Genomic DNA, 12,564 nt, shown 5'->3' on the forward strand with positions numbered 1-12,564 from the left:
GTAGGCAATGCATCGAGCCGTCGCATCATCCGTGTTGATGAGTCCGGGCACCGCCGTGGCGTTCCGGGCGGGGAGGCGGACGGGCGTCCCGGGCGGCGGTTAAGCTGGCGCGCAAGGAGCCAGCGATGAACGTTTCCAGGGCCTCGGCCTACGGCGAGAGTGTCGGTGCCGTCAGCTACCGTTTCGACAGCCTGCGCGAGCTGATGGCCAAGGCCACGCCGGAGCGCTCGGGCGACCGGCTCGCGGGCGTCGGCGCCGGCTCCGAGCAGGAGCGCGTCGCCGCGCAGATGGCCCTGGCCGATCTGCCGCTGAAGACCTTCCTCAACGAGGCGCTGGTCCCCTACGAGGACGACGAGGTCACCCGCCTCATCGTCGACACGCACGACGCCGCGGCCTTCCTGCAGGTCGGCCACCTGACGGTCGGCGGGCTGCGCGAGTGGCTGCTCTCGGACGCGGCCGACACCGCCGCGCTGACGCGCCTGGCTCCGGGGCTCACGCCCGAGATCGTGGCCGCGGTGAGCAAGATCATGCGGAACCAGGACCTGATCCTGGTGGCGAGGAAGTGCAAGGTCGTCACGCGTTTCCGCAACACGCTGGGCCAGCCGGGCCGGCTGTCCACGCGGCTGCAGCCCAACCATCCGACCGACGATGCCAGCGGCATCGCCGCCAGCGTGCTGGACGGGCTGATGTACGGCAGCGGCGACGCGGTCATCGGCATCAATCCCGCGACCGACAACGTGACCCAGGTCTCGCACCTGCTGGGCCTGCTCGCGGAGGTCATCGAGCGCTTCGAGATTCCCACCCAGAGCTGCGTGCTCACCCACGTGACCAACACGCTGCAGTGCATCGAGCGCGGCGCGCCGGTCGACCTGGTATTCCAGTCCATCGGCGGCACGGAGGCGACCAACCGCAGCTTCGGCATCGACCTGAAGCTGCTGGGCGAGGCCCGCGCGGCGGCGCTGTCGCTGGCGCGGGGCGCCGTCTTCGACGACGGACAACGCGGCCGGCATGTCATGTACTTCGAGACCGGCCAGGGCAGCGCGCTGTCCGCCGGCGCACACCACGGCTGCGACCAGCAGACCGTCGAGGCCAGGGCCTATGCGGTGGCGCGGCACTTCGAGCCGCTGCTCGTGAACACGGTGGTCGGCTTCATCGGGCCCGAGTACCTGTACGACGGCAAGCAGATCATCCGCGCGGGACTGGAGGACCACTTCTGCGCCAAGCTGCTCGGCCTGCCGATGGGCTGCGACATCTGCTACACCAACCATGCCGCGGCCGACCAGAACGACATGGACGTGCTGCTGACGCTGCTGGGCGTGGCGGGCTGCAACTTCATCATGGGCATCCCGGGCTCGGACGACGTGATGCTCAACTACCAGACCACCTCCTTCCATGACGCGCTGTATGCGCGGCGGGTGCTGGGACTGCGCCCCGCGCCGGAGTTCGAGCGCTGGCTCGAGCGCATGCGCATCGCCCGCCCCGGCGCGCCGGGTCATCTGGTGGACGGCATGTCCCCGGCCTTCGCGGCCTTGCTGCCGTCGTCGTGAGGACAGCCATGAGCGACGACACCATGAGCGATCCCGCGAGCGACACCGTGAGCGACACCCTCATTTCCAACCCCTGGAGCACGCTGCGCCGGCACACGCCGGCGCGCATCGGCCTGGGCCGCGCGGGCGTCAGTCAGCCCACGGCGGCGCACCTGGCGTTCCAGCTCGCCCATGCGCAGGCGCGGGACGCGGTGCATCGCGAGCTGGATCACGAGGCGCTCGCCGCCTCGTTGAGCGCGGCGGGGCTCGCGACACTCGATCTTCACAGCGCCGCCACCGATCGGGCCATGTACCTGCAGCGGCCGGATCTCGGTCGTCGGCTCGACGACAGGTCGACCGCGCTGCTGGCCGGGTGTGAGGTGGAAGGTCCGCCAGACCTGGCGCTGATCGTGGCGGACGGCCTGTCCGCGTTGGCGATCGAGCGTCATGCCCTCGCGTTCATCTCGGCGCTCAGGCCGCTGCTGGCGAGCGACTGGCGCTGGGCGCCCGTGGCCGTCGTCCGCCAGGCGCGCGTCGCGATCGGCGATCCGATCGGTCACGCGCTGGGGGCGAAGCTCGCCGTCGTGCTGATCGGCGAGCGCCCGGGCCTGAGTTCGCCCGACAGCATGGGCGTGTACGTCACCTGGGCGCCTCGGCCCGGCCGCGTGGACGCGGAGCGCAATTGCATCTCGAACGTGAGGCCGGAAGGTCTGGCGCCCGAGGCGGCGGCGGCGCGCCTCGCGTGGTTGCTCAACGAGGCGCGAGCGCGTGAGGTGACAGGTATTGCGCTCAAGGACGAGAGCTCGCCTGCTACGCCGGTGGTGGACACCGGCAAGCCGTTCAGGCTCGACGAGACCTGATTCGCCTCTGTTCAGCCGAGGGGTCGAGGAACCTTTCATCGTTCTCAGCGTTCGCGCCGACCCTCATCAATAGAGTCACTCAAGCAAAATGTCAGAAACGTTGATAAAATTCTGACTATTGAGGTTCAATCCAATCATGAGCGCGCTTCCCCGATCCATCCTGTCGCACGCCCAGTCCCTGCCGGAGGGTGGCGTGGTGTCGCCCAAGGAATTTCTGCATCTCGGCAGCCGAGCAGCGATTGATCAGGCGTTCTCGCGGCTCACCAAGGAAGGCAAGTTGCTACGAGTGGCTCGCGGCATCTACGTGACACCGGTGTCGAGTCGGTTCGGGACGCGCGCACCCGCCCCTGAAAAGGTCATGCAGTCGCTGGCCGCCCAAAGCGGTGAAATGGTCACACCGCACGGCGCCAACGCGGCCAACGCATTGGGCCTGACACAGCAAGTGCCGGTTCGCGAGGTCTACCTGACCTCGGGGCGCAGCCGCAAGCTCACGCTGGGTCGACACGAAGTGACGGTCAAGCATGCGCCCCGCTGGATGCTGGCGCTGGGAGCCGGCCAGGCCGGTGCGGCGGTCCGGGCTCTCGCCTGGATGGGGCCGTCGCATGTGCGCGACTCGCTGGTCACCTTGCGGCGGACACTACCGTCCACCGAATGGCAGGCGTTGACGTCGGGGCGTGCCAGCCTCCCCTCTTGGATGGCTCGCGCGATTGGCGAAGAAACGATTCGTGGCTGAAACCTACTTTTCCCTCAGCGACGCGGACCAGATCGAAGTCCTCGAGGTGGGCCGAGAGCGCACCGGCCGCCCGGCCCATCTGCTGGAAAAAGACATTTGGGTCGTCTGGACGCTTGGCACGTTGTTCGGTTCGTCGGTCGGCGCAGACCTGACATTCAAGGGTGGAACGTCGCTCTCCAAGGCGTACAGGATCATCGACAGGTTTTCGGAAGACCTCGATCTGACCTATGACATCCGCAAGCTGATCGCTGACCTGACGGGCGGTGAGGAGTTCTTGCCGACCAGCCGCAGCCAGGCGAGCAAGTGGACCAAAGCCGTTCGCGGCCGCCTGCCGGGTTGGATCGCCGAAACGGTTCAGCCAGTGATCCAGGAAGCGCTCGACCGGGCCAATCTGGGTGCAAGGCTGGAACTCGCGGGGACGGAAAGCGACAAGCTGCTGCTCCACTACCCGGCGATCAAGCAAGGCACCGGATATGTTGCCCCGCTCGTCACATTGGAATTCGGAGGTCGCGCGACCGGCGAGCCACACGCGGCAATGCCGGTGACTTGCGATATCGAAGGCCAAGTCGATGGCATCACGTTTCCGACCGCGTCCCCCGTGGTGATGAGCGTCGCTCGGACATTCTGGGAGAAGGCGACCGCCACTCACGTGTATTGCGCCCAAGGCCGCATCCGCGGCGAGCGCTATGCGCGGCATTGGCACGACCTCGCAGCCATCATGCGGAGCTCACACTTCGAAGCGGCCATCAAAGACCGCAGCGTCGCGCGCGCAGTAGCTGAGCACAAATCGAGCTTCTTCAGCGAGAAGGATGCCGCCGGCAATACGGTCGACTACTTCGCCGCCGTCGGAGGCGCCTTGCATCTCGTGCCCGAAGGCACCGCACGAGATGCTCTTGCCGCGGACTATTCGAGCATGCTCGAAGATCAAGTCATGGTGGGGAGCGCCCTCCCCTTCGAAGACCTCATGCAAGCCTGCGCGGAAGTCACCGCGCGGGCCAACGCAGCTGCCAAATCTTGAGCCGGCTGAGGTCGAACGCCTCATTCAACTCAAGGCGAAACGAAGCTCTCCTTGCCCGCCTTCTTCTCGTCCTCGGCGATCTTCACGTCCGCCTCGTCCACCGCGCCGTCCTTGTTGCGATCGTGCAGGGTGAACATGCGCAGGCCGGCGGCCTGGAACTCCTCCAGGCTGATGCTGCCGTTCTTGTCGGTGTCGAGCACGCCGAAACGGACCTTGGCCTGACGCATCTGGCGCTGCAGTTCCTCGCGGCGCTTCTCCGGGTCGGCGATCTTGCCGACGCGCTGCATCAGCCGACCCTCGAATTCACCGAGGTATTCGGCCTCGCTCAATTGGCCGTCGGCGTTGAAGTCGATGCGCACGAACTCGACCTCGCGGCCCAGCTTGAATTCGGCCAGCAGCACCTTGCCGTCGCCGTTGAGGTCCTGCTCGGCGATGAAGGTGGTCGAGGAATGCGACGCGGCCAGCGCAGGCAGCGCGACCAGTCCCAGCAGGGCGACGAACAGGTGACGTGGGAGGGAGGTCTTCATGGCTGGGGCTGCACTTCGATGGTCAGGGTGGCCGTGGTGCTGATCCACAGCGCGGGGTTGTCCGGCGAGGCGCGACGCACGCGCACCTGGAGCAGGTAGAGACCCGCCGTCTTCGGCTTGAAGCTCACTTCGCCGGCGGCATTGGTGGTGAAGTCCTGCTCCGCCTGCTTGTGGCTGACGTAGTTCTGGCCGTCGGCGATGACGGTCACGGTCTCGCCGGCCAGGGGCTGGCGGCTGTCGCGCACGCGCACGGTGACGGGGTCTCCGGCATAGAGGTCATAGGGCTGGGTCACCGGATAGATGCCGACGCCGTCGGTGTCGAAATCCGCCGCGCTCGGACGGCCGCGGCTGACGTAGACGTCGGCGCGGGTGATGCTCTGCACCTCGATCGGCTTGTCGCCCGGTTGCGTGTCTTCCGCGCGTTCGGCGAAATGCACCTTGCCGTCGCGCAGCACGCCCTTGGCCAGCCGGCCCTTGCGCACCCCGGACGACACGAGATAGGTGCCGTTGCCGGCGCCCAGCGGCACCTCAAGATAGGTCGCCTCCTTCAGCGCGGCCGCTGGCGTCAGCGCCAGCTTCCTGCCGTCGGGCCCGATCACGTGGAAGGCGTCGGACTTCATCGCCACGTCGGGCCGCAGGTCGCCTTCGGCGAACGAGGCTTCCACGGTCACCTGCTTGCGCTGCTCCTCGGCGCTGAAGGTATTGGGCTTGAGATAGGGCGAATGGGCCTGGGCGCCCGCGCAGAGCAGCAGCGGGGTCAGCCAGGGGCCGATCTTGTCGAGCGTGAAGAGGGACATCGCGATTCGTGCCGGGTTGAGTCGGTCGGCACTATAGATGAGAATTGATCTCAATTGAGAATCATTGTCATCAATCGCGGAACAGGTGTCCGTCGGGGCCTGGTGCCAGGTGTTGCGTCCGGACCGAGGCGGAGGAAGCATCCTGCTGTCGCATGACTGCCCGACAATGTTCCTCAGACCCGTTCAAGGGACAGAGGAATCAACGCATGCAACACCTCGCCGACCTGGCCTTGACGGCAGGCCAGCCCCTGAAGCGCCGGAGCTTCCTTGGCGCCGCGCTCGTCGCCGCGACGCCGGCCGTCGCGCAGTCCGGGCGCGTGCCCCCGGTCGTCCCGCTGGCCCTGTCCGAGGCCGTCGATGCCACCTTCCTGACCCCGATCCTGACGGTCGTCGAACAGGCCGCCAAGCTGCGCTGGGAGCGGAGCGCCGTGCCCTTCTCCCGCCTGCTCCGGCTGGTCGAACGGGGCGAGACCATCGGTTTCGGCGTCAGCCCGACCGAAGAGCGCAGCGAGCGGCTGAGCTTCTCGGTGCCCCTCTTCCGCGGCGCGATCTGGACCGTCAGCCGGCGGGACCGCCAGCTCGATGTCCGCCATGTCGACGACCTGCGCGGTCGGGTGGTCTGCATGTCCCGCATGGCGACCTACGGCAACGCGCTGGCCAATCCCGCCGCGGATGGTCTGGACGTGCGACCGGTGGCGGGTGACCTGTCGCGTCGGCTTCGCACGCTCGAGGCCGGACACTGCGACGTGCTGCTCGTGACCAGTTTTCATGGCTCCGCCGACAGCGTCCATGCCCGGCTGCGCGCGGCGGGTGGGAATCTGCAGACGCTGCAGGTCGGACGACAGCCGCTGTCGGCGCAAGACGTGCATTTCGCGGCGGCCAAGGACAGTCCGCTCGCGGCGTGGCTGCCCCGGATCGACTCGGCCATCGGCGCGCGCCGCAAGGAGATTCAACGCCTGGTCAACCTGGGCGACGGCTAGTCGCCGCCGGGCGCGCCGTTCACTCCAGGCCGTACTGGCCTCCGTCTGGCGCTGGCCGTCACGGGCACCGGCGTGGGCCTTCAGCCTGCTGGCATTGATCGCTTGCGCCGCGCTGCCCCTCTTCGCGACACGCATGCCGGAAACCGGTACTGCGCGTCATCCTGCCACTCCCCCGGGCGTCGAGCCCTCGCCCCCCATCGTTTCATGAGCGCCCCCCTCTCCTCACGCCCCAGCCCCGATCCGTCGGACCCTGCACCGGACCTCCCGCCCGGCGATCACGATGCCGGCCCCGGCGGCAACCGTCTGCTGGGTTTCCTGGCCCTGGTGGCCGTCGCCTTCGCCTTGCTGCGGCCGATCTCGCCGGGCGACTGGTTGCGCCTGATCGACTGGCAGACCCTGGGGGCGTTGACCGGCCTCCTGGCCATCACGCAAGGCGTCGAACGCAGCGGTGTGCTGCAGGGAGCCGCCCGCGCGCTGCTGGCCCGCACCGGCACGGCGCGGCAATTGGCGCTGGTGATGTGCGCGGTCGCCGCAGTGCTTGCCGCGCTGGTCACCAACGACGTGAGCCTGTTCCTGCTGGTGCCGCTGACCCGCGAGCTGGCCGCGCAGGCCAAGCTGCCCCTGGCGCGACTGGTCGCGCTGGAGGCGCTGGCGGTGAACGCCGGCTCGTCGCTGACGCCGATCGGCAACCCGCAGAACCTCTACCTCTGGCATCGCTCCGGCGAGTCCTTCGGCGGCTTCATCGCGATGATGGGACCGTCGGTGGGCGTGATGCTGGTCCTGCTGACGGCGACCATCCTCCTCACGATGCCGGGCACGCCGATCACGATCGCGCCGGCGCGACACAAGACGGCCACGCAGCCCCGGCTGCTGACGCTGTCCGTCGTGCTGTTCGTGGGCTTCGTGCTGTCGCTGGAGTTGCACCAGTGGGTGCCCGCGCTGGCGGTGGTGGTGGCGGTCTACGCGCTCTGGTACCGGGAGGTGCTGAAGCGGCTGGACTGGGCCCTGCTCGCCACCTTCGCCCTGATGTTCGTGGACCTGCACCAGCTCGTCGCCCTGCCCCAGGTGGCCGGCCTGCTGGCGCGGCTGCCGCTGGACCAGCCGCTGCCGGCCTATCTGGCGGCGATCGTGAGCTCGCAGGTGATCAGCAATGTGCCGGCCACCTTGCTGCTGGCGGACCACCTGCCGCAACCGGCCGTGCTGGCCATCGGCGTGAACGTCGGGGGCTTCGGCTTCGTGCTGGGATCGATGGCCAACCTCATCGCCCTGCGCCTGGCGCGCGTGCCGGGCGGGCTGGCGGAATTCCATCGCATCAGCCTCCCCTTCCTGGTGGTGTGCGCGGTGCTGGTGGGGTGGCTGACGCTCTGAGCGGTGGCCGCCGGTTCAGCCGACGAGGAGGCTTCAGAACCTGTCGCAGTGATCCGGCTGGGCGTTGCTCTTCGGCGTCCAGGTCTGGTACGCCGCGACCGCCGCGCCTGGATAGGCGCCCCGCTGACAAGCGATGAGCGCCTCGCGGCTTCCTTCGACGCCCCATTCGAAGAGGGTCCTGATCGGCTGCACGCGCATGGACTGGCCGGTGCCTGCGACAGGCTTTGCCGCCGGAAGCTGCGCGGCCGGAGCCGCATCGCGCGCCGCATGCGGAGGTAGCCGCAGATCGAGGGGCGCAGACGGACGCTGAGCATCGGACAGTGGCCAGGTCACCGCCCACGCGGGGATCGTGCAGATCATTGCGACCAGGACCCAGAAGGCAATGGTCAACGAGCGGCGAGTCTGACCATAGATGCGCGGATTCTGGCGCTCCAACTCGTCCTGCTCTTCCGGGGTGGACTTCCATGCGCGCCATGCCACCAGTGGAGCGCTTGCGAGAAAGACGACGCCCGCGAGCCAGGGGATCGCGACCATCGTCCAGAAGTACACCGGACGATCCGTTGCCGTGATCAGCGTCGATCGGGTCCTGAAGCTCCCATCAGCGGCCATGCGCTGCGACATGTAGACCAGCGCGGCGCCCGCGGCCAGGACGACCACGACCAGGAGGACAGAAAGAGCGGCGAAGCGGATGCGGCGAAGGATCATGAAGGAGCATGCAACGGCTGCGCGGGCAGTATCCGCGAAGTCCGACCGCGCGGCGAAGCAGAAGATTGCGGCTTTGCTCTCCTCCCTCCCCAATGGACCGCAGCAACTCATCCAGGGCTGGATCCCTCATGCGGGATCCTGGGGAGCCCGCATTCATTCAACCGGTGGAATCGAGTCAATGCGTCTTGCCCGGCGCGCCAGCAGCGGCAACACCAGGGCGCCCAGCCCCATCAGCGCCCAGGTGGCGGGCTCGGGGACCACGTCGGAGAAAGACTGTGCGTAGCTGATCCCCTGCGAGGTCAGCGCCGAGAACCCGCTCACCAGTTGCCCGGACGAGTCCCGCACCGACAGGATGCCGCCCCACGCGGTGAACGCCTCCCCCATCCCCCAGTTGCCATAGGCGTATTGCGACTCGAGCCCCGTCGGGATGGCGGATCCATTGGCTTGCATCGCGGCGGCGAAATCGAGCTCGATCGGCCGCCCGAAGGCAAAGGTCAACGCGAAGGTATGCCTCGCGCCGTGCAGGCCGGTCACGCTGAGGTCGTCGAGCCCGGTACTGTCGGTCACGCGGGAGATCCCCGACCCGGCCGTGACGGTCGTCGGCCAGGCACCGGTCACCGCGTCGAGTCCGGTGCTGTTCACCTGCAGCGAGGTGTTCCATGTCATCTCGCTGCGCGCGAGGCCGAAAGGCGGTGTGCCGATGATGCCGCCGGCAAAGGAGGTCGAAGAGAGCTTGGCCGCAGTCACCACCTGGAACAGCATCGTGCCGACCGTGCCGTCCGCGCAGCCGCCGCAATGGATGATGAAACTGTCGGTCAACCGGGCCGACGCGCTCGATGAGGCGATGGACGCCGAGTCGTCATGCCCGATGGTGCGCGTCGTGGCGTTGGCGGACAGGAACACCAGCCCCGCGAGCGCACCGCCGCCGGCACTGCTGCTGCTCTCCGCGCCATTGAAATTCGGCCGATATTCCGCGATCTCCGCAGAGGTCAAAGTGCCGGTGGGCACGTTGTCCACCACCGATCGGGCGTCGACCGGGGCGATGAGATTCAGCGTCCGGGCTTCGCTGCGCGCCTCCCCACTGTAGGTGGCGGCCGTCGCTGCGGACCCGGTGGCGACCAGGATCATCGCCAGCAGGCCCGGCACGGTGACCAAGGACCTGCGAAGCGTGAAGGCTCGAAAGACACGTGTCGCGATGCGCATGGCAGCACTCCTGACGTCCTGAGGGCTTGCGCAGGCTAGCACCGCCGTGTCGCCAGGGGTGACGGCGTCCCAGGGATGCAGGACTCGATGGGTGCTTTGGGTGCGTCTCCAACTCGGCCGGATCCATCGCATGGTGACGTCACGAACCGAAGAATGCCCGCGTCCGGTATGAAACCGATGCGGTGTCGAAGCACTCTTTGCTGCGAATTCCGGGGGCTTCTGAACACCCGATTCGGTTGCTGCTACACAAGCAGTGCGGCACTGCGGACACAGGCGCCAACCGTGTCCAAGGCGCGGTGTAGGCTGGGTTCGGTCTTTCGCTGAGCGCCGATGAGCATCGGCGATCGACCCACAGGCGACTTCCACAGCCCTGAAATCGGCGACCCGAAGCTGCTATTCGAAGTCGCAGATAGGCGAGCAGCGCAGTCCGCCTACGCCGTGCATAGACGACACTTGCCAGTGTGGGAAACGAGCTGGGCAGCCCATGATCGGGCGGTCGGTGGAAGCTGCGACATGATTGCAATGTTTCACGGGGCCATGGGTGGCGAAGACGATGCGAGCTGAGCAAGAAATCTTTGACGAGTTGGCCGGCCTCTGCGCCTCGCCCGGCTACGCGCATGCCATCGCCTATCTCTGCTCCCGCGACAACATGATCCGGTACTCGGGCGAGATGAAGGCCGAGGATATGCAGCACCTCTTCTCGAAGAGCCGGCTGATCCGTACCGAGACATCGACCCTCATCGGGCTGATGCTCAAGAACCCGATTGACTACACGCTCCCGGCACCCCCGGTCCTTGAAAAGTACATCGAAGCCACGGAAGCTCTGCTGGAGGAGATCCATCACACGATGACGGCGTCGTTTTGGCAGGACATTGATCCTGCCAAGATCGCCGAACCAGGTTTCAATCCCTTCACCAACGGCGCCGCGCTGCGCGAACCGATCTTTATGGCGGGGAGTCCGCCTACAGTTTTCAGTACCGTGATTTCTCCCCTGCCAAGTACGCGAATGATGACCCTTGGCTCCACGCCAACAAGGGCTTCTCAGTACAGGATGCCCGCAACGTCGTCCTTGCCGTGTCGCGACTGCAGGATGAAAAGGCGATCCGAATCATGCGCGCCATGCACGGAACGCCCCAAGAGACATGGACCTTCCTGCCCGGGGATGCGTTCTCGGTGCAAGAGGTCGCCGACTTCGGGCACATCGATCCGACAATCGTCGATAAAGTCCTATCGGCATTTGCCGTCCCGCCGGGCGCTCACAACGAGCAGTTCAAGGCGCTGCACGATTTCAATGTTGCCAACGCCAGTCCACTCATCCGCATGCCGGATGGCAACTTCCTGCTCTTCCACATCTACAGCCTCGTGGAAGCGCTGTATGAAGCGCCGTTCTACTGGATGGGTGCTGACAAGGCCTATGTCAGCACCGCCATGCAGAACCGCGGCGTCTTCACCGAGCAGTTTGCGGTCGAACGCCTGCGGCAGGTCTTCGGCTCGGAGAACGTGCTTGCCAACATCGACATCTATGAGTCAAAGGACACCAAACTCGCTGAAATCGACGTGCTGGTGCTGTTCGGCAATCGTGCCCTGGTCCTGCAGGCCAAATCCAAACGCCTGACGCTTGAGGCCCGGCGCGGTAATGACCTCCAGATCAAAGACGACTTCAAGAAGAGCATTCAGGATTCCAGCGATCAAGCCTATCGCTGCGCGAAGCTGATCGAGGAAGGCAAGTGCACATTCAAAGACGCCGCCGGCAATGCCGTGACGCTACCGACAGGCCTCAAGCGAATCTACGTGATCTGCCTGATCTCAGATCACTACCCGGCCTTGAGCTTCCAGGCCCGACAGTTCCTGAAGTTCGCGGCGACCGACACGATCTCGCCGCCTTTCGTCATGGACGTTTTCGCGCTCGACGCGATGACCGAAATGCTCGGCTCCCCGCTGCATTTCTTGAGCTATGTGGATCGCCGGACCGGGTACACCGACAAACTGATGGCGTCGCATGAGCTGACGATCCTGTCCTACCACCTCAAGCAGAATCTTTGGGTAGACGACGAGCATGACATGGTCATGCTGGAGGACGACATCTCCGCCGACCTCGATCTGGCGATGTTGGTTCGGCGTGAGGGCATCCCAGGCAAGGGCACCCCTGAAGGCATCTTGACGCGGTTCAGCGCGACGGCCCTGGGGCGCATGGTCAAGGCAATTGAAGCCCGGCCTGATCCCGCAACTATCGACCTTGGCTTCACGCTGCTGACGCTCGGCGAGGACACCGTGCTTGAGGTCAGCGCGGGCATCGATCAGCTTGCCAAGCAGGGCATCGCTGATGGCAAGAATCACGATGTCACCGTGGGGCTGGGCAGTGGTGGCACCGGCCTCACGATTCACTGCAACGACGACCCGATAGAAGTTGCCGGACCGACGCTACAAAGGCACTGCCATGCCAGGAAGTACACCGAGCATGCCCAGACCTGGTTTGGGGTCTGTGTGCGGCCAAGCGATCAGGCGCTGCGCTTCGGGCTCAATCTGGACTTCCCATGGGAGCAAGACGACGCCATGGACGCGCTGACGAAGAACATGGGCAAGCCGGGCAACTTGAGGGCCTTGCTCCGCGAAGCCGCCAAGGCGCGAGTCAAGGTCGGCCGCAATGCCCCCTGTCCCTGCGGCAGCGGCAAGAAGTACAAGAAGTGCTGCCTTGGCTGACGCTACGGCTCACCAGCCACCGAGTGTTCTTCAGGCAGTCAAGTTTCGCTGGGATCTGATTGATCGTCGCGATCCCTGGCGGAGCACAGTTCGGTATGTCCGAGTAGCGTTAAGGACCGACAGGGGTAATGCCAAGGTTCGAAGGGG

General features: G+C 66.2%; 11 protein-coding genes. 7 read left to right on the forward strand and 4 right to left on the reverse strand.

Features of this window, described 5'->3' with window-relative positions:
- Positions 1–125: 125 nt before the first annotated feature.
- The 4 genes from AC1VNM_RS09375 (at position 126) to AC1VNM_RS09390 (ending at position 4,137) form a co-directional block, all read left to right on the forward strand.
- Positions 126–1,547: an ethanolamine ammonia-lyase subunit EutB gene (locus tag AC1VNM_RS09375; RefSeq protein ID WP_483106711.1), complete on the forward strand. Its 1,422-nt coding sequence runs from the start codon at positions 126–128 to the stop codon at positions 1,545–1,547.
- 8 nt (positions 1,548–1,555) lie between these two features.
- Entirely contained in the window at positions 1,556–2,386 is an 831-nt protein-coding gene (gene eutC, locus AC1VNM_RS09380; protein ID WP_483106712.1) for an ethanolamine ammonia-lyase subunit EutC, read from the forward strand.
- 136 nt (positions 2,387–2,522) lie between these two features.
- A complete protein-coding gene (locus AC1VNM_RS09385; protein WP_483106713.1) occupies positions 2,523–3,119 on the forward strand; it encodes a DUF6088 family protein in 597 nt (198 codons plus the stop codon).
- A complete protein-coding gene (locus AC1VNM_RS09390) occupies positions 3,112–4,137 on the forward strand; it encodes a nucleotidyl transferase AbiEii/AbiGii toxin family protein (protein ID WP_483106714.1) in 1,026 nt (341 codons plus the stop codon). The genes AC1VNM_RS09385 and AC1VNM_RS09390 overlap by 8 nt, the downstream gene beginning before the upstream one ends.
- 29 nt (positions 4,138–4,166) lie before the next feature.
- Here the strand turns inward: AC1VNM_RS09390 and AC1VNM_RS09395 are convergent, their stop codons facing one another.
- A complete protein-coding gene (locus AC1VNM_RS09395) occupies positions 4,167–4,664 on the reverse strand; it encodes an EF-hand domain-containing protein (RefSeq protein WP_483106715.1) in 498 nt (165 codons plus the stop codon).
- Positions 4,661–5,461, reverse strand: coding sequence for a DUF4198 domain-containing protein (locus tag AC1VNM_RS09400; RefSeq protein WP_483106716.1), 801 nt, complete (start codon positions 5,459–5,461; stop codon positions 4,661–4,663). Before AC1VNM_RS09400 ends, AC1VNM_RS09395 begins: the two co-directional genes overlap by 4 nt.
- Before the next feature lie 206 nt (positions 5,462–5,667).
- On the opposite strand from AC1VNM_RS09400, the gene AC1VNM_RS09405 reads away from it, so the two are divergent.
- Positions 5,668–6,441 (forward strand): substrate-binding periplasmic protein, encoded by a 774-nt coding sequence (locus AC1VNM_RS09405; protein WP_483106717.1) that lies wholly within the window; start codon positions 5,668–5,670, stop codon positions 6,439–6,441.
- 204 nt (positions 6,442–6,645) lie between these two features.
- A complete protein-coding gene (locus AC1VNM_RS09410) occupies positions 6,646–7,809 on the forward strand; it encodes an SLC13 family permease (RefSeq protein WP_483106718.1) in 1,164 nt (387 codons plus the stop codon).
- A 33-nt stretch (positions 7,810–7,842) separates the two neighbouring features.
- On the opposite strand, the gene AC1VNM_RS09415 is transcribed toward AC1VNM_RS09410, so the two are convergent.
- Both AC1VNM_RS09415 and AC1VNM_RS09420 read right to left on the reverse strand, forming a co-directional pair.
- Positions 7,843–8,514, reverse strand: a complete 672-nt coding sequence (locus tag AC1VNM_RS09415; RefSeq protein ID WP_483106719.1) for a hypothetical protein — start codon at positions 8,512–8,514, stop codon at positions 7,843–7,845.
- A 153-nt stretch (positions 8,515–8,667) separates the two neighbouring features.
- A complete protein-coding gene (locus AC1VNM_RS09420) occupies positions 8,668–9,717 on the reverse strand; it encodes a PEP-CTERM sorting domain-containing protein (protein ID WP_483106720.1) in 1,050 nt (349 codons plus the stop codon).
- A 1,110-nt stretch (positions 9,718–10,827) separates the two neighbouring features.
- On the opposite strand from AC1VNM_RS09420, the gene AC1VNM_RS09425 reads away from it, so the two are divergent.
- Positions 10,828–12,417: an SEC-C metal-binding domain-containing protein gene (locus AC1VNM_RS09425; RefSeq protein WP_483106721.1), complete on the forward strand. Its 1,590-nt coding sequence runs from the start codon at positions 10,828–10,830 to the stop codon at positions 12,415–12,417.
- The last annotated feature ends 147 nt before the right edge of the window (positions 12,418–12,564 follow it).

The organism is Mitsuaria sp. MSU3D (assembly GCF_056867975.1).